Annotated in this window: 20 protein-coding genes; 6 read left to right on the plus strand and 14 right to left on the minus strand. The window is 72.7% G+C overall.

Translation table 11 applies throughout. The annotated features are described in order from the left end of the window. The first annotated feature begins 117 nt into the window (after positions 1–117). The gene (locus V2W30_RS24705) at positions 118–1230 is read left to right on the plus strand and encodes a hypothetical protein (RefSeq protein ID WP_338699831.1); all 1113 of its coding nucleotides are present in this window, start codon (positions 118–120) and stop codon (positions 1228–1230) included. On the opposite strand, the gene V2W30_RS24710 is transcribed toward V2W30_RS24705, so the two are convergent. Continuing rightward, entirely contained in the window at positions 1212–1970 is a 759-nt protein-coding gene (locus tag V2W30_RS24710) for an alpha/beta hydrolase (RefSeq protein WP_338699833.1), read from the minus strand. The genes V2W30_RS24705 and V2W30_RS24710 overlap by 19 nt on opposite strands. A 124-nt stretch (positions 1971–2094) precedes the next feature. Here V2W30_RS24710 and V2W30_RS24715 point away from each other — a divergent pair, with 124 nt between their 5' ends. Further along, the gene (locus V2W30_RS24715; RefSeq protein WP_338699834.1) at positions 2095–3228 is read left to right on the plus strand and encodes an adenosine deaminase; all 1134 of its coding nucleotides are present in this window, start codon (positions 2095–2097) and stop codon (positions 3226–3228) included. 226 nt (positions 3229–3454) lie between these two features. Next, positions 3455–3832: an ATP-binding protein gene (locus V2W30_RS24720; protein ID WP_338699835.1), complete on the plus strand. Its 378-nt coding sequence runs from the start codon at positions 3455–3457 to the stop codon at positions 3830–3832. Positions 3833–3900: 68 nt separating this feature from the next. Here the strand turns inward: V2W30_RS24720 and V2W30_RS24725 are convergent, their stop codons facing one another. The 5 genes from V2W30_RS24725 to afsQ1 form a co-directional block, all read right to left on the minus strand. Next, a complete protein-coding gene (locus V2W30_RS24725) occupies positions 3901–4101 on the minus strand; it encodes a PspC domain-containing protein (RefSeq protein ID WP_338699837.1) in 201 nt (66 codons plus the stop codon). An 89-nt stretch (positions 4102–4190) separates the two neighbouring features. Further along, complete coding sequence (locus tag V2W30_RS24730; RefSeq protein WP_338699838.1) at positions 4191–4733, minus strand: VanZ family protein; 543 nt, start codon at positions 4731–4733, stop codon at positions 4191–4193. Positions 4734–4808: 75 nt separating this feature from the next. Then, positions 4809–5411 carry a hypothetical protein gene (locus tag V2W30_RS24735; protein WP_338699839.1) on the minus strand — a complete coding sequence of 201 codons (603 nt, stop codon included), beginning with the start codon at positions 5409–5411 and terminating at the stop codon, positions 4809–4811. Next, positions 5408–6988: a HAMP domain-containing sensor histidine kinase gene (locus V2W30_RS24740; protein ID WP_338699841.1), complete on the minus strand. Its 1581-nt coding sequence runs from the start codon at positions 6986–6988 to the stop codon at positions 5408–5410. Before V2W30_RS24740 ends, V2W30_RS24735 begins: the two co-directional genes overlap by 4 nt. Next, positions 6985–7662 carry a two-component system response regulator AfsQ1 gene (gene afsQ1, locus V2W30_RS24745; protein ID WP_338699843.1) on the minus strand — a complete coding sequence of 226 codons (678 nt, stop codon included), beginning with the start codon at positions 7660–7662 and terminating at the stop codon, positions 6985–6987. The genes V2W30_RS24740 and afsQ1 overlap by 4 nt, the downstream gene beginning before the upstream one ends. A 218-nt stretch (positions 7663–7880) precedes the next feature. Here afsQ1 and V2W30_RS24750 point away from each other — a divergent pair, with 218 nt between their 5' ends. After that, entirely contained in the window at positions 7881–8645 is a 765-nt protein-coding gene (locus tag V2W30_RS24750; RefSeq protein ID WP_338699845.1) for a SigE family RNA polymerase sigma factor, read from the plus strand. A gap of 335 nt (positions 8646–8980) precedes the next feature. Here V2W30_RS24750 and V2W30_RS24755 read toward each other — a convergent pair whose 3' ends face one another. After that, the gene (locus V2W30_RS24755) at positions 8981–9622 is read right to left on the minus strand and encodes an ATP-binding protein (RefSeq protein WP_338699847.1); all 642 of its coding nucleotides are present in this window, start codon (positions 9620–9622) and stop codon (positions 8981–8983) included. A 129-nt stretch (positions 9623–9751) separates the two neighbouring features. Between V2W30_RS24755 and V2W30_RS24760 the strand changes: the two genes are divergently transcribed. Further along, complete coding sequence (locus V2W30_RS24760) at positions 9752–10180, plus strand: hypothetical protein (protein WP_338699849.1); 429 nt, start codon at positions 9752–9754, stop codon at positions 10178–10180. Here V2W30_RS24760 and V2W30_RS24765 read toward each other — a convergent pair. Both V2W30_RS24765 and V2W30_RS24770 read right to left on the minus strand, forming a co-directional pair. After that, positions 10086–11546: a DHA2 family efflux MFS transporter permease subunit gene (locus V2W30_RS24765; RefSeq protein ID WP_338699851.1), complete on the minus strand. Its 1461-nt coding sequence runs from the start codon at positions 11544–11546 to the stop codon at positions 10086–10088. The genes V2W30_RS24760 and V2W30_RS24765 overlap by 95 nt on opposite strands. Before the next feature lie 35 nt (positions 11547–11581). Next, positions 11582–12175: an NAD(P)H-dependent oxidoreductase gene (locus tag V2W30_RS24770; RefSeq protein WP_338699853.1), complete on the minus strand. Its 594-nt coding sequence runs from the start codon at positions 12173–12175 to the stop codon at positions 11582–11584. A gap of 128 nt (positions 12176–12303) precedes the next feature. Between V2W30_RS24770 and V2W30_RS24775 the strand changes: the two genes are divergently transcribed. Next, the gene (locus V2W30_RS24775) at positions 12304–13029 is read left to right on the plus strand and encodes a TetR/AcrR family transcriptional regulator (protein WP_338699855.1); all 726 of its coding nucleotides are present in this window, start codon (positions 12304–12306) and stop codon (positions 13027–13029) included. Between the two features lie 81 nt (positions 13030–13110). Here the strand turns inward: V2W30_RS24775 and V2W30_RS24780 are convergent, their stop codons facing one another. The 5 genes from V2W30_RS24780 to V2W30_RS24800 form a co-directional block, all read right to left on the minus strand. Continuing rightward, positions 13111–13998, minus strand: a complete 888-nt coding sequence (locus V2W30_RS24780; protein ID WP_338699857.1) for an aldehyde dehydrogenase family protein — start codon at positions 13996–13998, stop codon at positions 13111–13113. Continuing rightward, a complete protein-coding gene (locus V2W30_RS24785; protein ID WP_338703748.1) occupies positions 13991–15436 on the minus strand; it encodes an aldehyde dehydrogenase family protein in 1446 nt (481 codons plus the stop codon). The genes V2W30_RS24780 and V2W30_RS24785 overlap by 8 nt, the downstream gene beginning before the upstream one ends. Positions 15437–15449: 13 nt before the next feature. Further along, positions 15450–16412, minus strand: a complete 963-nt coding sequence (deoC, locus tag V2W30_RS24790) for a deoxyribose-phosphate aldolase (protein WP_338703749.1) — start codon at positions 16410–16412, stop codon at positions 15450–15452. 500 nt (positions 16413–16912) lie between these two features. Continuing rightward, positions 16913–18379, minus strand: coding sequence for a M20/M25/M40 family metallo-hydrolase (locus tag V2W30_RS24795; RefSeq protein ID WP_338699859.1), 1467 nt, complete (start codon positions 18377–18379; stop codon positions 16913–16915). Further along, positions 18372–19436 (minus strand): DUF917 family protein, encoded by a 1065-nt coding sequence (locus V2W30_RS24800; RefSeq protein ID WP_338699861.1) that lies wholly within the window; start codon positions 19434–19436, stop codon positions 18372–18374. Before V2W30_RS24800 ends, V2W30_RS24795 begins: the two co-directional genes overlap by 8 nt. Between the last annotated feature and the right edge of the window lie 6 nt (positions 19437–19442).

Here is a 19442-nt window from a genome sequence, read left to right on the forward strand (position 1 = left end):
CCCTCGTCGTTGCCGGAGCCCGGCAGGCCGCAGTGCCCGGTGATGCCGTGGGACGGCCCTGACGCGCGGGCCCGCCGGGGCGCATGGTTCGGGGGACGAGACAGAGGGTGACGGAACATGGCTGACGCGCCGAGCGTACATGCGGGGGAGTCCGGTGAATGGGCCCGCAGGGGCCGCGGGTTCGGCTGGGCGGGGCTGCTCCTCGTCCTGCTGGGCGCCGCGCTGTTCGCCCTGGTCCCGTGGGCCGAGGCGGACAACCGGGGGTACGCGGCGGCGCCCGACTGCCCGCCGGGCACCCGGTCCGGCACGTGCCGGGCGGCCGTCCCGCAGATCGTCGGGAGCAAGGGCACCGACGGCGGCAGGACCGTGACGTACCACCTCTACCTGCGCGACGTCGGCGCCCCGGCGGACGACGAGCGCATGGTGCGGCTCCCCGACGACCTGCCGATCTACGACGCGGTGCGTCCCGGCGACCGGGTCACCGCCACGTACTGGAAGGACGAGATCCGCGCCGTCCGCTTCGGTGACGCCGTCCAGGAGGCGGAGCTGTCGCCCGTCCACGACGGCCGGCTGCCCGGGGCGTTCGCCGTGGCGGCGCTGGCCTTCGGGCTCGGCGCGCTGTCCTTCTGGGGCGGGCTGCGCCTGCGGCCCGTGCGCCAGGGAGCCGCCTACCCGTGGCCGCACATCGCCGGATTCACGGCGGGCGTCCTGATCGGCTCGGCCGGCTTCCCCGTGGTGCTCCTGGGCGACGACGTGTGGTCGGGCCTCAGGTTCACGGCCTGGGCCGTCCTGCCCGCCCTGGTCCTGTCGGTCCTGCTCTGCCGGTGGACCGTGCGCCGCGTGCGCCGGGCCGCGGCGCGCATCGTCCCCGTCGCGCCCACCGAGCGGCGGGTGGTGACCGCGGCCGTGCACGGCGACGTGCCCTACAGCAGAGCGGGCTACGGGTACCTGCTGATCGGCGACGGGCCCGTGACGGCCACGACCGATCCCGCGGGCCGGGTCGCCCTCGCCCCGCTCCCGGAGACCCTCACGGTGCTGCGCGTACGCGAGACGCTCGTCGGCGACCCGCCGTTCTCGCCGCCCCGGCGCGGCGAGTACTACGTCGTCGTCGAGTGCGCCGACGGCGACCGCACGGTGCTCGTCATGGCCGGGCACGAGGACGCGCCGCGGGTGCTCGGCGCCCTCCTCGAAGCCGGTGGCCCACCGTCCGCCTACGCGCCGAGCGACTGACCGAACCCGGCGGCCAGCGGCATCCGCAGCCCGATCGGCGGCGGCGCGGCGAGAGCGTCCTGGAGCGGCCGGGAGAACGGGTGGCCGAAGAGCGTCCCGCGGACGAAGTCGACGGCCAGGGCGGTCACTTCGGCCCGGTGCTGCGCCAGGCGGTGCCCGTCCGAGTGCACCTCGAACCGGCACACGTCCCGGTTCGCCTTCTTCGCCCGCCCGGCGAGCCGGAACGACAACTCCGGGTCCGTACGCCGGTCGTCGGTGCCGTGCACGATCAGGACCTGCCGGCCCGCGAGCTGTTTCACCGGTTCGGGCGGCGCCGCGACATCGTCCTCCGGCAGCCAAGGGGCCAGCGCGAGCACGGAGTTGACGGCCGGATGCCCGCCCGCGCGCAGCGCCGCGCGGCCGCCCATGTCCTGCCCCGCGAGACAGACCGGCACGTCGCCGTAGCGGCGCACGACCTCGTCGGCGGCCCAGGCGGCGTCCCGGGCGAGTTCCGCCTGGGTGCCGTTCCAGCCCCGGTAGCGGTAGTGCACGACATGCGTGACCAGGCCGTCGTCGCGGCCCGCGCGCGTGAGGCGGCGCGCCAGGCGGCGGGCGGACGGGATCGTGAGCGGAGACGGTCTGCGGGTGGAGGACTCGTCGCCCCCGGGGAGCAGCAGCACCACGCCGCTGACCGCCCCGGGCACCGGCCCGATCGCCTTGCCCAGTCCGGCCGCGCGGACCGGCGTCGCTTCCTGCTGCATGACAGAACAGTGTCAGAAGCCGTGATGTACGCCACCCGTCCGCAGGGTCACCGTTGCGTATCGGCGGATCACTTTCTTTTCGCGACCCGGCCCGATCTACGCGCGTAGGCATTACAGTGCCGAAATGACGAGCCAGACCACCGCGAACCCCAGCAGCCCTCAGGTTCCGACCCCGGAGCAGATCCGCCGCGCGCCGAAGGTGCTCCTCCACGACCACCTCGACGGCGGCCTGCGCCCCGGCACGATCGTCGACCTGGCACGCGAGCAGGGGTACGAGAACCTGCCGGAGACCGAGCCCGACAAGCTCGGCCTCTGGTTCCGCGAGGCCGCCGACTCCGGTTCCCTGGAGCGGTACCTGGAGACGTTCGCCCACACCTGCGCCGTCATGCAGACGCGCGAGGCGCTGGTCCGGGTCGCCGCGGAGTGCGCCGAGGACCTCGCCGAGGACGGCGTCGTCTACGCCGAGGTCAGGTACGCCCCCGAGCAGCACCTGGAGCGGGGCCTCACCCTCGAAGAGGTCGTCGAGGCGGTCAACGAGGGCTTCCGCGAGGGCGAGCGCCGCGCCAAGGAGAACGGCCACCGCATCCGCATCGGCGCGCTCCTCACCGCCATGCGCCACGCCGCCCGCGCCCTGGAGATCGCCGAACTCGCCAACCGCTACCGCGACTCGGGCGTCGTCGGCTTCGACATCGCGGGCGCCGAGGCCGGCTTCCCGCCCACCCGTCACCTCGACGCCTTCGAGTACCTCAAGGGCGAGAACAACCACTTCACGATCCACGCCGGCGAGGCCTTCGGACTCCCGTCGATCTGGCAGGCCCTCCAGTGGTGCGGCGCCGACCGCCTCGGCCACGGCGTGCGCATCATCGACGACATCAAGGTCGAGACCGACGGCACCGTCCAGCTCGGCCGCCTCGCCGCGTACGTCCGCGACAAGCGCGTCCCGCTGGAGCTGTGCCCGTCCTCCAACCTCCAGACGGGCGCCGCGAGTTCGATCGCCGAGCACCCGATCGGGCTGCTGCGCAAGCTCCGGTTCCGCGCCACGGTCAACACGGACAACCGGCTGATGTCGGGGACGTCCATGAGCCGCGAGTTCGGCCTCCTCGCCGACGCGTTCGGCTACACCCTCACCGACTTCGAGTGGTTCACCGTCAACGCCCTGAAGTCGGCCTTCATCCCCTTCGACGAGCGGCTCGCGATGATCAACGACGTGGTCAAGCCGCGCTACGCCGAACTGCGCGCGGAGTGGCTGTTCCAGTAGGCCGTTCCCGAGGCGGTCACGGCCGCCCGGTCAACGTGGGGTTGACGATGATCGAAGTATTACCGTCCCCCGCGCATCCGGGCGGCCACACGCCGCTGACCTGCGGTTCCGTCCTGGCGGCGGAGCGCGTGCCGAGGGCGGGCGCGGGGGTGTGGCAGTAACTCCAGGGCGATGTCCGGTGTTTGCCGAACAGAACCGTCGCCAAGGAATCAGGAACAAGGGACCCATGAAGCAGTCTGCCGCCAAGACCCTCGGTGTCGCCGCCCTCGGTGCCGCCTTCGCCGCCGCCGGTGCCGGTGCCGCGAACGCCGCCCCGGCCGTGCCCGACGCCGCGGGAACCGTCGGATCCGTCACCTCGATGCTCCCCGTCGAGCAGACGGCGAGCACGCTGCCCGCCGGTGCCCCCGAGTCGCTGGCCGCCGGGCAGAACGCCCTGGGCAGCAGCCTCAACGGCGCCAAGCCCACGCTCGACAAGGCCGCCCCGGCCATCCTCCCCGGCGACAGCGGCGACCCGGTCTCCGGCCTGCTCGGCGGTCTGCCGCTCCAGCAGACGCTGCCGACGCAGGGCCTGCCGGTCGGCGGCGGTCTGCCGGCCCTCGGCTGACCCGGCACCGTACACAGCGCCGAAGGGCGCGCCCGCAGTCGCGGGCGCGCCCCTTCGGCGTACGTGCGTCACCAGGCCCGGCCGGCCTTGTGCTCGCTCGGGAACATGATCCACAGGGCGATGTAGAGCAGGAACTGCGGCCCCGGCAGCAGGCAGGAGACCAGGAAGATCACGCGCATCGTGGTCGCGGAGGTGCCGAAGCGCCGTGCCAGCGCTGCGCACACTCCGCCGATCATCCGTCCGTTCGTGGGGCGGGCAAGGGCGGTCATGGTGGGCTCCTTCGCGAACCGTGAGACGTCGACGCGGGGTCGTGCTTACGTATGCGAAAGTACGGTCACGAAGCGGGCGAAGCGTCAGCTCACGGGGCGATGCCGACCCTGGAAATCGTCGGGGTCCGACCCTGAGCCGGCTCCTCCACGGGGAGGGGCGCGCGCTCGGTCCAGCGGCGGAGCCTGGCCCTGAGGGCGGGCACCACGGCGAGATGGGCGACGGCCACGCCCACGGTGTTCAGAAGCAGCGAGTCGACGTCCACGACCTGCCCCGGCACGCCGGTCTGCAACAGCTCGATGCCGAGGGAGATCAGGGCGCCGGCCGCGACCGTACGCACCAGCGAACCCCATACGGACACCTGGAGCCGACCGCCGGCCAGCGGCAGCAGCACGCCCAGCGGGGCGAGCAGCGCGAGCCCTTCGCCGATCCGCCACGCCCCCTCCCGCCAGCCGAGGGAGAGATCGGCCCGGATGCCGGCCAGGGGATGCAGGTTCGCCGGGCTGACCCACGGCACGTCCAGCGGGCGCAGCGTGATCCATCCGACGAACAGGAGATGTACGGCGAGGAGGGCGATCCCTGCCGTACGGAAGCGGAGGGCGGCCCCGTGGCCGCCCGAGCGATGGCGCTGCACGCACCCCTAGACGCCGGGGGCGGGACGATCGGTTCCGGGGCGCTCCCGATGACGTACGTCACCCGGGGCGCGGCGCTACCCGACGGTTTCGGCGGGGGCCGGGATCAGCCCGGGGCGTGCCTTCACCGCGTCCGTGCACTCGTAGCTGCGCAGCGGATCGCCCGCCGGGCCGCCGAGCACGACGTGGTCGCTGCCGTCCGTCGTCACCTTGCTGTTCGCGAACGTGCAGACGATCTGGGCCAGCGCGTTGGGCGACAGGTCGTCCGGCGGGGTGCTCAGCCGCAGCGCGTCGGCCGGGTCGCCCTTCAGCGGCCCCGACACCTTCGTGGCGGCCGCGACGTCCGTCGAGTAGCCGGCTTCCTTCTCGGTCGCCGTCAGCGCCTTCCCGAGCTGGGCGAGCAGTGCCTGCGCGACCAGGACGCGGTCGGAGGACGAGTCGAGCTCCAGCGTCACCGTACGGTCGACCGTCACCAGCTGGGACGTACAGACCAGGTACACCTGCACCGGGAACTCGCCGCCCGCCCGCCCCTGCACGTCGTCCGAGTGGGACAGCGAGCAGCCCACGCGCGTGGGCGCCGCGCCGAAGTCGGTCGGCACCTCCGTGGAGCGGATCCCGCAGCCGCTGAGCAGTACCGCCGTCAGCCCGAGCAGGCCCAGCAGTCGTCCACGAAGCCTCACTTGGCGACACCGTCTTCCTGGGATGCGGAGTCGGGGTCCTTGGCCTCGTCCTGCGCCGACTCCGTCAGCGGCGACGCGTCGCGCGGCAGGCGCAGCGTGAACACGGCGCCGCCGTCGGGGGAGTTGGCCGCGGTGATCTCGCCACCGTGGATGTGGGCGTTCTCCATGGCGATGGAGAGGCCGAGGCCGCTGCCCTCCGACCGCGGCCGCGAGGCGCTCGCCTTGTAGAACCGGTCGAAGACGTGCGGCAGCACGTCCTCGGGGATGCCGGGCCCGTGGTCCCGTACGGCGATGACGAGATCGTCGCCCTCCACCCGGACGGCGACCCGCACCGGCGATCCGCCGTGCTTGAGCGCGTTGCCGATCAGGTTGGCGAGGATCACGTCGAGGCGGCGCGGGTCGAGCAGCGCCATCGTGCCGCGCTCGGCGTCGAGATCGACGGCGTCCAGCCAGGCGCGGGCGTCGATGCAGGCGGTGATCTGGTCGGCGATGTCGACGTTGTCGAGGACGAGCCGGGCGGTGCCCGCGTCGAAGCGGGTGACCTCCATCAGGTTCTCGACCAGGTCGTTCAGGCGCCGGGTCTCGCTGACCACGAGCCGGACGGCGGGCTCGATCATGGGGTCGACGGACCCGGTCTCCGCGTCGAGCTCCTCCTCAAGGACCTCGGTCACGGCGGTGATGGCGGTCAGCGGCGTACGGAGCTCGTGCGACATGTCGGCGACGAAACGGCGCGACGACTCGTCGCGCGCGCTCATGTCGGCGACCTTCTTCTCCAGGTTCTCGGCCGTCTTGTTGAACGTCCGTGACAGCTCGGCGAGTTCGTCCGTGCCGGAGACGCGCAGGCGGGTGTCCAGCTTGCCCTCGCCGAGCCGCCGCGCGGCGACCCCCAGCCGGTGCACCGGCCGGAGCACGGTCGTCGCGGCGGCCTGCGCGAGCAGCGCCGAACCGATCAGCGCGAGCGCCGTGGCGATCCCGAGCGACCAGGCGAGGGAGTTGAGGTCCTTCGCCTCCGGCTCCAGGGACTTGAGCATGTAACCGGTGGGCCCGCCGGCCACCTTCGCGCCGCCCACGAGGTACGGGGTGTCGTCCTGCGTGATCCGCTGCCAGTACAGGTGGTACGCGTGCTTGTTGCTGTCGTCGACCTTCTGCTTGTCGTTGACGGCGTGCTGCAAGGACCGCGGTACGTCGCCGATGGTGAAGGCGTCGAGATCCGAATTGCCGAGGACCCGCTTGCCGTTCTCGTCCGTGCCGATGAGCAGCACGCTGAAGTGCTGGCTGCTGTCGGCCATCAGGTTCGCCGCGTGCTGGAGCTCGCCCTGCGTGGGGTGCTCGGGCAGGACGGCGGCCCGGTTCTGCATCTCCTGCTGGAAGTCGCTGAGCGTCGAGTCCTGGGTCCGGGTCAGCACGGCTTCGCGGTTGAGCCAGTACGCGATGCCGGACGCGGAGACCGCGGCCGTCAGGGCGACCAGCGCGAACACGACGACGAGGCGCAGCCGCAGGCTGGTGAAGCGCAGTCCGGACAGGAACGCCTTCTTCGCCGCGACCGGACCGCGGGGCTTGTCGTGCGGCTCCGTCACTGAGGCGTGTCCAGCCGGTAGCCGACGCCACGCACCGTACGGATCAGGGTCGGCGACGACGGCACGTCCTCGACCTTCGCGCGCAGCCGCTGCACACAGGCGTCGACGAGCCGCGAGTCGCCGAGGTAGTCGTGCTCCCACACCAGCCGCAGCAACTGCTGCCGGGACAGGGCCTGACCGGGCCTGCGGCTCAGTTCGAGCAGCAGTCTCAGCTCGGTGGGCGTCAGTTGGAGGTCCTCACCGTTCTTGGTGACGGTCATCGCGGCGCGGTCGATGACCAGGGAGCCGAACGACGCCGAGTCGTTGGCCTCCCGCTCGCCGCGGCGCAGCACGGCACGGATCCGGGCGTCGAGCACCCGCCCCTGCACCGGTTTGACGACATAGTCGTCCGCCCCGGACTCCAGGCCGACCACCACATCGATGTCATCGCTGCGCGCGGTGAGCAGGATGATCGGCAACTGGTCCGTGCGCCGGATGCGCCGGCACACCTCGAACCCGTCGATGCCGGGCAGCATCACGTCGAGAACGATCAGATCCGGCCGCGACTCGCGCAGCAGCTTCAGACCGTCCTCACCGGTGGCAGCGGTGGCGACCCGGTGACCCTGGCGCGTAAGAGACAGCTCCAGGGCCGTGCGGATGGCGTCGTCGTCCTCGATCAGCAACAGGGAAGGCACGAGCGCCATTCTGGCCCATCAGAGGCCTTTAGTTCGACCGCCGGTGAGGTCTCGCACGCGACCCGCACACGCACAGGCCGCTGTGACAGGTCTGTGACAGTCGACGGACACCGTCATGAAGTCACCCGGGCAAGCTTTTGGACATCGCAACGAACGACGGCGATGACGCAGGGAACGACCGCAGGGAAGTACCGGAACTCCACGACGGGGGGCGCGAGATGAACACGCTGCACAGCACCACCTCAAGCGCAGTTGTCACGCGTCTGCACGACCTGGGCCGGGCGGTCTCCGAGCGTCATGAGAAGTCCGGTGCCGTGAGCGGGCGGGGGTGCGCTCGCGGCACCGGGCGTCAGCACACCGGTTACATGACGGTGGTTGACGCGCACCAGGCGGTTTCCGAGGGGGGAGCTCACGGGGGAGCCGCGTACAGGGAGGAATCGGGGGAGCAGCGTCCTTCCTTGTCGGAGGCCGAGTTCACGGCCTACGTCCAGGAACGCCGCGCCTCCCTGTACGCAACCGCCTACCACCTGACCGGTGACCGTTTCGAGGCCGAGGACCTGCTCCAGAGCGCCCTCTTCTCGACGTACCGGGCCTGGGACCGGATCAGCGACAAGGCCGCGGTCGGGGGCTACCTCCGCCGCACCATGACGAACCTGCACATCAGCGCGTGGCGCCGCCGCAAGCTGAACGAGTACCCGACCGAGGAGCTGCCGGAGACGGCGGGCGACACGGACGCGATGCGCGGCACGGAGCTGCGCGCGGTGCTCTGGCAGGCGCTGGCCCGCCTTCCCGAACTTCAGCGCACGATGCTCGTGCTCCGCTACTACGAGGGCCGCACCGACCCGGAGATCGCCGAGATCCTCGACATCAGTGTCGGCACGGTCAAGTCCAGCATCTGGCGCTCGCTGCGCCGGCTGCGCGACGACGAGGTCCTGAGCTTCGGCCGGGACCAGGAGGAGTCCTTCGGCGAGCTCGTCGCCTGAGGCTGGGGGGACACGGGGGCCCGCTCGGGGGAGCGGGGACGTGAAGAGGGGGAATCCGGGGGGATCCGGGGGGATCCAGCCGGGGGGGAACACGGGGAACACGGGGAAACCGAGGGGTCCGGGCGGACGGGGGGTCTGCCCGGACCTTCCGGCTGTCCGGACCTGTTTCACCTGTCCGGGGGGCGTGGCTCCCGCCCGAGGGCAGTCCCGCCGGGAGCCACACGGCGGCGCCCTTCTTCGCGCCGTCGCCCGACTCCACGCTCCCCTCGTACGCCGCCTGAGCGGCCGGGGTGATGGTCCGGCTGCCGCGCCGCGTCAGCCCGGCCGACGGGCTCCTACCGGGCCGTGGCGCTGCGTGCCTTCACGCAGCGTCCGGCCGCGGCGGCCGCGAGCCGCCCCAGCGCCTCGTCCTTGCCGCAGGCGTACGCGCCGAGCCCCACCTGGCGGGCCACGATCGAGCGCTCCTCGCGCATCAGGCGCCATCCGCGGCGCAGCAGGAACGGGACCGACTTGCGGCCCTCCTTGAGATCGCGCAGCAGCCGACGGCGGAACGTCGTCGAGGGCCGCCCGCGCAGACACAGCGCGTCCGCGAGCACCCCGAGCTCCGCGCACCGCTCCACGATGTCCGCGGCGAAGATGCCCTCCGCGATGAACAAGGGCGTGCGCGCGATGTCCAGCGCCTCCTCGCCCACCCGTGAGCTGGTCGCGATGTCGTAGACGGGAACGTGCGTACGGCCCTTCTCGCACAGCTCGACGATCGCGGCGAGCGCGACCTCGGCGTCCCAGGACAGCGGCGAGTCCCAGTCGATGTCGGAGGTGCCCGGCACCAGCGGCAGCGTGGGGTCGCCCGCCTCCTTGTAGAAGTCGTCGAGGCAGAGCACGGGCAGCCCGGAGCGGGTGGCGAACGACGACTTGCCGGACCCGGAGGGGCCGGCCAGCAGGACGACACGGGTCGGTATCGGAGGATGCGAACTCACGAGAGAACAGTGTGCGGCATCCGGGGCGCAACACCGACCCCGCGTGGTGACGTTGTGGCGCGGACCACGTCAACTACGCTACGTGGCCACGTGGTTACCCCGCACCCGAAAGGCTCAGGCGCACTCCCCATGGCTCGACACGCTGCTCTCAAGTCCCTCTCGAACTCCCGCCGTACGCTGCTGCGCGCCGGCCTCACCGTGGCCGCGGCCGGAGCCGCCGTGGGCGCGGGCGCCGCCACCGCGAGCGCGGCGCCGCTGCCCGCGACGCAGGCGCCCGGCCTGGCCACGCCGGTCGGTGACATCGACGCCGGGTCGCCGACGCAGGCGCTCACCCAGGCGCTCCACTCGTCGACGACCCATGGCCTCGCCCCCGCCAAGGCCCTGCGGCTCGACCCGCTGGCCGGCACGGGCGTCGACCCGCTCGACAACTCCCTCGGCACCCAGATCGCCGACTTCAAGCCGGTCAGTACGGCTCCGGCGACCGCCCCGCTGTCGTCCGGGGGCTCGCTGGACGACCTGCCGCTGGTGGGCCCTGCGACGGGGCTGCTGCCGGGCTGACCCCCGCGGGCGGACCCGAGCGCAGCGGCGCCTCCCGGACCAGCCAGGACACCGCGAACGCCACCGCGCCCAGCGCCGCCGTACCGAGCGCGACCCCGTGCACCCCGGCGACGATCCCCGCCGGGGTGGACCCGCCGTGCGCCCGCTGGGCGAACACGGAGCCGAGTACCGCCACCCCGAGCGAGCCGCCGATGGTCCGCAGCAGCGTCTGCGTCCCACTGGCCGCGCCGATGTCCCGGGGCTCGGCGCTGTTCATGGTGATCAGCAGGGCGGGCTGGAGCAGGCAGCCGAGGCCGATGCCGAGGAGCAGCGTCAGGACGGACGCCGCCCAGGTCGCCGTCCCCGTGCCCAGCAGGAGCAGGGACAGGGCGCCCGCGGTCGCGAGGGCGCCGCCCGCGATCGGGTAGGGCCGGTAGCGGCCGCCCTCGCTCACCCGCCGCCCGATGGTCAGCTGGGCGCCCATCATGCCGAGCATCAGCGGGAGCAGCAGCAGTCCGCTCCCCGTCGACGACATGCCGCGCACCTGCTGCATGTACTGCGGTAGATAGGTGGCGGCCCCGAGCATCGCCGCCCCCGCGGTGAAGCTCAGCGCCTGCGCGACGCCGAAGTTGCGGTCGCGGAACAGCCGGGGCGGGATCACCGGCTCGGCCGCGCGCCGCTCCACCGCGACGAACCCCGCGACGGCCGCCACCGCGACCAGCGCGAGCGCCCCGATCCGCGGTGACGTCCAGGCGTACGTCGTGCCGCCCCAGGACGACAGCAGCGTCAGGGCGAGGATCGCGGCGGTGAGCAGCGCCGCGCCCGCCAGGTCGACCCGCGCCCGCACCCGCTCCGTGCGCACGCGCACGCCCGCTCCGACGACGGCGAGGGCGACGCCCCCGACCGGCACGTTCACGTAGAACACCCACCGCCAGTCCAGCTGGTCCGTGAGGAGGCCGCCGATCAGCGGGCCGCCGATCATCGCGGCGGGCAGCAGCACGCCGATGACGGACTGCGAGCGGCCCGCCCCCGCGGGGCCGAGCAACGTGCCCACCAGGGAGATCGCCCCCACGAACAGACCGCCGGCGCCGACGCCCTGCACCGCCCTGAACGCGATCAACTGCCCCATGTCCTGGGCGAGTCCGCACAGCACGGAGCCGGCGAGGAAGACGCTGATGGAGGCGAGATAGCCGCCCTTGTGGCCGTAGAGGTCGCCGACCTTGCCCCAGAGCGGGGTGGTGACGGCCGCGGCCAGCAGGTACGCGGTCACCACCCAGGACAGCCGGTCCAGGCCGCCGAGGTCGTCGACGATCACGGGCAGGGCCGTGCCGACGATCGTGCCGTCGAGCGTGGCGAGCACGACGCCGAGCAGCAGCCCGGCGATCACCGGCCGGGACGGTACCGGCACCACCTGGCCGGCCATCAGGCGGTGTACGGGCGGATCGACTTGGCGTCGCGCAGCGCGTGCGCCCACCAGGTCAGCTGGTCGAGCATCGCCTTCGCGGCGGCGTCCACCGCCGGGTCGTCGACTCGGCCCGCCGCGTCGAAGGCACCGTACGCCTGATGGAAGCTGACCGTGTTGCGGATGGTCATGGCGTTCAACTCGGCCATCACGAGCCGGAGTTGCTCGACCGCGCGCAGGCCGCCGGACAGGCCCCCGTACGAGACGAAGGCGATCGGCTTGCCGTGCCACTGCTCGTTGTGCCAGTCGATCGCGTTCTTCAGGGACGCCGGGAAGCTGTGGTTGTACTCGGGCGTGACGAAGACGAACGCGTCGGCGGCGGCGAGGCGCGGTGACACGGCCGCGAGCGCCTCCTCGGTGCCGGCCGGCGGCGCCTGTCCGAAGGCGGGCAGGACGGTCGGCAGTGGCGTCTCGGCGAGGTCGACGACATCGGCGCGCAGGTCGCCGCGCTGCCCGAGCTGACCGCTCAGCCACTTCGTCACGACGGGCGCGAAGCGGCCCTCGCGGGTGGAGCCGACGAGGACGGCGACGCGGAGCGGAGCGGAGCGTGACATGAGGAACCCCCTATGTGTGTACGGCGTACACTCTCTTGTGCGTACAACGTACACATCGATGTGTACGGCGTCCACTGCCGATACGATGTACACGTCCGCACGCCCGCCGGAACCGGAGGAGTCCACCCGTGGCCACCAAGAAGACGGCAGCACCCGAGGTGTCCCTCTGGGAGCGCCTCGACCGGCCCGCCGCGCCGCGCGCCGCGCTCACCCCGGCCCGGATCGCCGAGGTCGCCGTCGCCGTGGCGGACGCGGAGGGGTTCGCGGCCGTGACCATGCGCCGGATCGCGACGGAACTGGGCGTCGCGCCCATGGCCGCGTACCGCCATGTCTCGGGGAAGGACGACCTGCTCGCCCTGATGGTCGACCGGGTCTCGACCGAGCTCACCGTCCCGGACGAGCTGACCGGCTGGCGCGAGGTGCTGCGCGCCTTCGCCGTACGGACGCGGGAGGTGACCCTGCGCCACCCGTGGATGATCCAGCTGCCCGCGCCGCTCTTCGTGCTCACGCCCGCCCGGATGGCCGTCGCGGAGCGGCAGCTCGCGTCGCTGGACGGCCTCGGGCTCGACCCGGACGCGATGATGGCCGCGTTCCGCGCCGTCGCCTCGTACGTCCAGGGCGCGACGCAGTCGGAGGTGGCCCTCGCCCGGTTCCGGGAGGAGCGCGGGTGGGAGAGCGGCGACGAGACCCGGCAGGGACTCGCGCCGCAGATGAACTACCTGCTGGGCACCGGGCGTTACCCGTTCTACCGGGCCTACGCGCACAACGCGACCCGCAAGGACGACCCCGCCTGGGAGTTCACCTTCGGTCTCGACTGCGTGCTCGACGGCATCGCGCGACGCCTGGAGATCTGACCCCGGACACGGGCGAGGCCCCGGCCCCTCCTGGACGGAGAAGGGGCCGGGGCCTCGGGATCGGGAGACTCGGGGAACGTCCTAGTACGACGACCCGGACGCGCCCAGGGAACCCGTCGGGTGCCAGACCGTCTTGGTCTCCAGGAAGTACGTCAGGCGGTCCGTGCCCGGGTCCGCTGTGAAGTCCTCCACCCCCTGGGGGCGGCGCACGCGCTTCAGGTTGTCCGCCGCCGCGATCTCCAGCTCTTTGGCCAGCTCCGCGTCGGCGCCCGTCAGGTCGATGCCGTTGACGTCCTGGTGCGCGGCGAGCGACGGCGCGATCTCCGACGCCTTGCCGGACAGGATGTTGACGACGCCGCCCGGCAGGTCGGAGGTGGCGAGCACCTCGCCGAGGGAGAGCGCGGGGAGCGGCGACTTCTCGCTCGCGATCACGACGACCGTGCTGCCGGTGGCGATGACCGGCGCGATCACCGAGACCAGCCCGAGGAACGACGACTCCTGCGGCGCGATCACGGTGACGACACCCGTCGCCTCCGGCGTCGAGAGGTTGAGGAACGGGCCCGCGACCGGGTTCGCCCCGCCCACGACCTGGCCGATCTTGTCGGTCCAGCCCGCGTACCAGACCCAACGGTCGATGGCGGCGTCGACGACCGCGGCCGCCTTCGACCTGCCCAGCCCCTCGGCCTCCGCGACCTCGCGCGCGAACTGCTCGCGGCGCCCCTCCAGCATCTCGGCGACGCGGTAGAGGACCTGCCCGCGGTTGTACGCCGTCGCGCCCGACCAGCCGCCGAACGCCTTGCGCGCGGCGACGACGGCGTCCCTGCCGTCCTTGCGGGACGAGAGAGGGGCGTTGGCGAGCCACTCACCCTTGCTGGAGGTCACTTCGTACACCCGGCCGCTCTCGGAACGCGGGAACTTCCCGCCCACGTACAGCTTGTAGGTCTTGAGGACACTCAAACGGTCAGACACTGAGGTACGCCTCCAGGCCGTGACGGCCGCCCTCGCGGCCGAAGCCCGACTCCTTGTAACCGCCGAAGGGCGAGGTCGGGTCGAACTTGTTGAACGTGTTGGCCCAGACGACGCCCGCGCGCAGCTTGCCGGCGACGGCCAGGATCCGGGAGCCCTTCTCGGTCCAGATGCCGGCCGAGAGCCCGTACTGCGTGTTGTTCGCCTTGGCGACGGCCTCTTCCGGCGTACGGAAGGTCAGGACCGACAGCACCGGGCCGAAGATCTCGTCGCGGGCGACGGTGTGGGCCTGCGTGACGTTCGTGAAGAGCGTCGGCGCGAACCAGTAGCCGGAGGAGGGGAGTTCGCAGGGCGCGGACCAGCGCTCGGCACCCTCGGCCTCGCCGGTCTCGGCGAGCGCGGTGATCCGGGCGAGCTGCTCCGCGGAGTTGATCGCGCCGATGTCGGTGTTCTTGTCGAGCGGGTCGCCGAGGCGCAGGGTCGTCAGGCGCCGCTTGAGCGCGTCGAGCACCTCGTCCCGCACGGACTCCTGGACGAGGAGGCGCGAGCCCGCGCAGCAGACCTGGCCCTGGTTGAAGAAGATGCCGGTGACGATGCCTTCGACGGCCTGGTCGATGGGGGCGTCGTCGAAGACGATGTTGGCGCCCTTGCCGCCGAGTTCGAGGGTGAGCTTCTTGTCGGTGCCCGCGACCGTGCGCGCGATCTGCTTGCCGACGGCCGTGGAGCCGGTGAAGGCCACCTTGTTCACGTCCGGGTGCGCGACGAGGGCCGCGCCCGCGTCGCCGTACCCGGGAAGGATGTTGACGACGCCCTTCGGCAGGCCCGCCTGGCGGCAGATGTCCGCGAAGAAGAGCGCGGACAGCGGGGTCGTCTCGGCGGGCTTGAGGACCACGGTGTTGCCCGTGGCGAGCGCCGGGGCGATCTTCCACGCGAGCATCAGGAGCGGGAAGTTCCACGGGATGACCTGGCCCGCGACGCCGAGCGGCGCCGGGTTCGGGCCGAAGCCGGCGTGGTCGAGCTTGTCGGCCCAGCCCGCGTAGTAGAAGAAGTGCGCCGCGACCAGGGGGAGGTCCGCGTCGCGGGTCTCCTTGATCGGCTTGCCGTTGTCGAGCGTCTCCAGGACGGCCAGCTCGCGCGAGCGCTCCTGGATGATCCGCGCGATGCGGAACAGGTACTTGCCGCGCTCGGCGCCCGGCAGGGCGGACCACTTCTCGAAGGCCTTGCGGGCGGCCTTCACGGCGCGCTCCACGTCGGCCTCGCCGGCCTGCGCGACCTCGGAGAGGACCTCCTCGGTGGACGGCGAGACGGTCTTGAAGACCTTGCCGTCGGCGGCCTCGGTGAACTCGCCGTCGATGAACAGCCCGTAGGACGGGGCGATGTCGACGACGGACCGCGACTCGGGCGCGGGCGCGTACTCGAACACAGATGTCTGCTTTTCCATAGCCATGGGGTTCTCAGTCCACCGTCACGTAGTCGGGACCGGAGTAGCGGCCGGTGGCCAGCTTCTGACGCTGCATCAGCAGGTCGTTCAGGAGGCTGGAGGCGCCGAACCGGAACCAGTGGTTGTCGAGCCAGTCCTCGCCCGCCGTCTCGTTCACGAGCACGAGGAACTTGACGGCGTCCTTGGAGGTACGGATGCCGCCGGCGGGCTTCACGCCGATCTGGATGCCGGTGGCGGCGCGGAAGTCGCGCACGGCCTCCAGCATCAGCAGGGTGTTGGCGGGCGTGGCGTTGACCCCGACCTTGCCCGTCGAGGTCTTGATGAAGTCGGCTCCGGCCAGCATGCCGATCCAGCTCGCGCGCCGGATGTTGTCGTACGTCGACAGCTCACCGGTCTCGAAGATGACCTTGAGCCGGGCGGGCCCCGAGGCCTCCTTCACGGCGCGGATCTCCTCGTAGACCTTCATGTAGTGGCCGGCGAGGAAGGCGCCGCGGTCGATGACCATGTCGATCTCGTCGGCCCCGGCCTCCACGGCGTCCTGCACGTCCGCGAGCTTCACGTCGAGCGCGGCGCGGCCCGCCGGGAAGGCGGTGGCCACGGACGCGACCTTCACGTCGGTGCCGGCGACGGCGGCCTTCGCGGTGGCCACCATGTCCGGGTAGACGCAGACGGCGGCGGTGCGCGGGGTCGTGCGGTCGGTCGGGTCGGGGTTGACGGCCTTCGCGCCGAGGGTCCGGACCTTGCCCGGGGTGTCGGCGCCTTCGAGGGTCGTCAGGTCGATCATCGAGATGGCCAGGTCGATGGCGTACGCCTTGGCCGCGGCCTTGATGGAACGGGTCCCCAGGGCGGCGGCCCGCGCCTCCAGGCCCACCGCGTCGACGCCAGGCAGTCCCTGGAGGAATCGGCGCAGAGTGGCCTCGGAGGCGACGGCGTCGGCCAGCGCGTGTTCTTTGGCGGTTGCGGGTGCAGTGGGCATGGTCACGAGGGGAGCATATCTACGCGCGTAGCGGCTGTACAGAGGGGCTTCGCGTTCGGGGTCGGTGCGGCGCGGGGCGCTGTCCTGACCGCCGGCATCGCGACCGGGGCCGACGCGAAGGTCACGGGGCTCCGCCCCGGACCCCGCTGCTCAATCGCCGCAGGGGCTTGAATGGCTCGACCGGCGCTGCGGGGCTTGAGGGGGGCTGAGGTCAGGTGGCCCAGGGGCGTGGGGAGGTGCGTGAGCGGCCACGGTCGTGTCGCATCCGTGAGCGGGGACGGGGCCGACGCGAAGGTCACGGGGCTCCGCCCCGGACCCCGCTGCTCAATCGCCGCAGGGGCTTGAATGGCTCGACCGGCGATGCGGGGCTTGATGGGGGCGCGGAGAGCTGCGCGAGTGGCCGCGGGGCTTGAGGGGGGCGTGGGGAGGTGTGTGAGCGGCCACGGGGGCGCCGCACCCGCGAGGAGATCGCTATCGGTGCGGCGCCCGGGCCGGGACGGTCACGCGCCGCAGGCGTACGCGTGCAGGGTGAGGGACAGGGCCGAGGTCAGGCGGCGGGCGTACGGGACGTGGAGGGACTCGTTCGGGCCGTGGGCGTTCGCGCCGGGGCCGAGAACCCCGCACGCCAGGAACTGGGCCTGCGGGAAGCGCCCGGACAACGTGCCCATCAGCGGAATCGTCCCGCCCTGCCCGATCCGGGCGACATCCGCCCCACCGAAGCACTCCCGGCTCGCCGCGCCGAGCGCCTCCCGCAGCCACGGCTGTTCAGCGGGCGCGTGCCACCCGTCGGCGCACACCCGGTCCGGGGTGAACGTGACCGAGACGCCGTAGGGCGGGTCCGCCTCCAGGAGCCGGCCCACCTCGGCCACCGCCGCCGCGCTGTCCACCGTCGGCGGCAGCCGCAGGGCCAGCTTGACCCGGGTGTGCGGACGCAGCACATTGCCCGCGACGGCGACCGGCGGCAGCCCGTCCGCCCCGGTGACCTCGAGGGCCGGACGCCACGCCCGGTTCAGGAGCAGCTCCGCGGGGTCGTCCGCCGCCGGGGACGCCGACCCGTGCCACGCGAACCGGCGCGCCACCTGGTCGCCCAGGAGCTTCGCCGCCTCCCGCGCCTGCGTCCGGCGTTCCTCCGGCACCGCGCAGTGCAGCGCCTGCGCCCTGATCCGCCCGGTGGCGCTGTCCTCCAGGCGGTCGAGCAGATGCCGCAGCACCCGGAACGACGACGGCACGACACCGCCCGCGTCCCCGGAGTGCGCCCCGTCGTCCAGGACCCGCACGTCGAGCGTGCCGCCACAGGCCCCGCGCAACGACGTGACCAGCCACAGCCGCTCGTAGTCGCCCGCGCCGGAGTCCAGGCAGACCACGAGGCCCACCGTGCCGATGCGCGGCGCGAGCACGTCGAACCAGTGGCCGAGGTCCGGGCTGCCCGACTCCTCGCCCGCCTCGAACACGCCGACGCAGCGCGGCCGGGCCGCACCCTGCGCGGCGAGCGCGCGCACCGCGGTGACGGCGGCGAACAGCGCGTATCCGTCGTCGGCGCCACCGCGCCCGTACAGTCGGGTGCCGTCGAACACCGGCTCCCACGCGGACAGGCCGTCGGCCCACCCGTCGCCTTCGGGCTGCTTGTCGAGATGCCCGTAGAAGAGGACCGTCTCCTCGGCCCGGCCGCCCTCGCCCGGTACCTCGAAGAAGACCAGCGGGGTGCGGCCGGGTGCGCGCAGCACCTCGACGCGCAGGCCGGGGAGGTCGTCGATGCCGCGCAGCCATCCGGCGGCGTCGGCGGCGACCTGGTCGAGGAAGCCGTGCGCCTCCCAGTCGGCGTCGTAGCCGGGGCTGACCGCGGGGACGCGGATGTGCTCCTCGATCAGCGGCAGCAGGTCCGCGTCCCAGCGGGCGTCACAGAACTCCCGTACGCGGGCGGGGTCCACGGTCCGCCCGCGCAACGGCTCGGGGAGCGTCTCAGGCATCGGCGAGGACCTTCGCGGCCGGGGCGAAGGGGAAGCCCAGCAGCTCCTCCAGCGGCGCGTACAGCTCCGGCGCGAACATCGTGGGGGACAGGAGCAGGCTGGCGGCGGGGGCGACCAGGACCGAGACCTGCTTGCCGACCGCCACATGAGCGGAGGAGAGCGGCATGCCCGCCTCGTCGAACGTCGTGATCAGGTCGGGGAACGCCGCCTTGCGCTCGCCGCCCACCTCGAGCGTCATGTACTCGTTGACGAAGTGCAGCGTCGTGCCCGCCGCGTCGTCCAGCACCGCGACACCGATGTCCAGGCCCTCGCGCTGCTCGCACCGGTACGAGCGGACCGTGCCGGTCACGGCCAGCTCGCCGCCGAGGTGCGCGGCCGCGCCCTCGGGACCGTCCGCCAGGAAGCGGCGGCCCAGCTCGATCGCGGAGCTGATCGCGCCGGGGGCGCCGTGCTGGACGGCGTAACCGACCTCGACCGGGTTGCGCGCCGCGCCCACCCAGCCGCCCGCCTCGACCGACGCGCGGCGCACGACGTTCGACGTGGCGTCCAGGCGCCCGGAGACCGAGCCCTCGACGTACGCGTACGGCTTGCCGCCCGCGTAGCCCTGGTACGAGCGGTAGCCGTCGCGGGCGTGCAGGCCCATCGCGCCCATCTGGCTGGACGGGTGGGCGCGGCCGTTGCACGCCAGGTCGATGACGGGCAGGCCGGTCATCGCCGAGTGGAACCAGCCGTTGATCGTGGTCTCGGCGCCGTTCTCGTTGGTGTGCAGGGCGGCGAGCGGGCGGGGGAGGTCGCGGCGCAGCAGCTCAAGGGCGCGCAGCAGGTGGGTGGGGAGCACCTGCGGGTCGGGCGCGGCGGGGGCGCCGACCAGGGCGACCGTCGCGGTCAGCTCCTCCGGGGCGAACTCGTCCGCGCTCCACAGCTCCGGCGTACCGACCTGGAGGGCCAGCTCGGCGGTGCGCAGCCCCCGCTCCACGAAGCCGCCGCCGCCCCCGCCGAGTACGGCACCGCCGTACACGGCCGCGCGGATGTCGTCATGGGTCAGCTGTCGCTTCACGGGGGT

Origin of the sequence: Streptomyces sp. Q6 (assembly GCF_036967205.1) — a bacterium.
Classification (GTDB): Bacteria; Actinomycetota; Actinomycetes; order Streptomycetales; family Streptomycetaceae; genus Streptomyces; species Streptomyces citrinus.

Bases quoted from the DNA above. Each gene is read 5' to 3' on its own strand.
- V2W30_RS24725 (WP_338699837.1), bottom strand. From the start codon at position 4,101: ATGACCGCCCTTGCCCGCCCCACGAACGGACGGATGATCGGCGGAGTG.
- V2W30_RS24760 (WP_338699849.1), top strand. From the start codon at position 9,752: ATGGCTCGACACGCTGCTCTCAAGTCCCTCTCGAACTCCCGCCGTACG.
- deoC (WP_338703749.1), bottom strand. From the start codon at position 16,412: ATGCCCACTGCACCCGCAACCGCCAAAGAACACGCGCTGGCCGACGCC.
- V2W30_RS24770 (WP_338699853.1), bottom strand. From the start codon at position 12,175: ATGTCACGCTCCGCTCCGCTCCGCGTCGCCGTCCTCGTCGGCTCCACC.
- V2W30_RS24785 (WP_338703748.1), bottom strand. From the start codon at position 15,436: ATGGAAAAGCAGACATCTGTGTTCGAGTACGCGCCCGCGCCCGAGTCG.
- V2W30_RS24750 (WP_338699845.1), top strand. From the start codon at position 7,881: ATGAACACGCTGCACAGCACCACCTCAAGCGCAGTTGTCACGCGTCTG.
- V2W30_RS24720 (WP_338699835.1), top strand. From the start codon at position 3,455: ATGAAGCAGTCTGCCGCCAAGACCCTCGGTGTCGCCGCCCTCGGTGCC.
- V2W30_RS24705 (WP_338699831.1), top strand. From the start codon at position 118: ATGGCTGACGCGCCGAGCGTACATGCGGGGGAGTCCGGTGAATGGGCC.
- V2W30_RS24715 (WP_338699834.1), top strand. From the start codon at position 2,095: ATGACGAGCCAGACCACCGCGAACCCCAGCAGCCCTCAGGTTCCGACC.
- V2W30_RS24710 (WP_338699833.1), bottom strand. From the start codon at position 1,970: ATGCAGCAGGAAGCGACGCCGGTCCGCGCGGCCGGACTGGGCAAGGCG.
- V2W30_RS24795 (WP_338699859.1), bottom strand. From the start codon at position 18,379: ATGCCTGAGACGCTCCCCGAGCCGTTGCGCGGGCGGACCGTGGACCCC.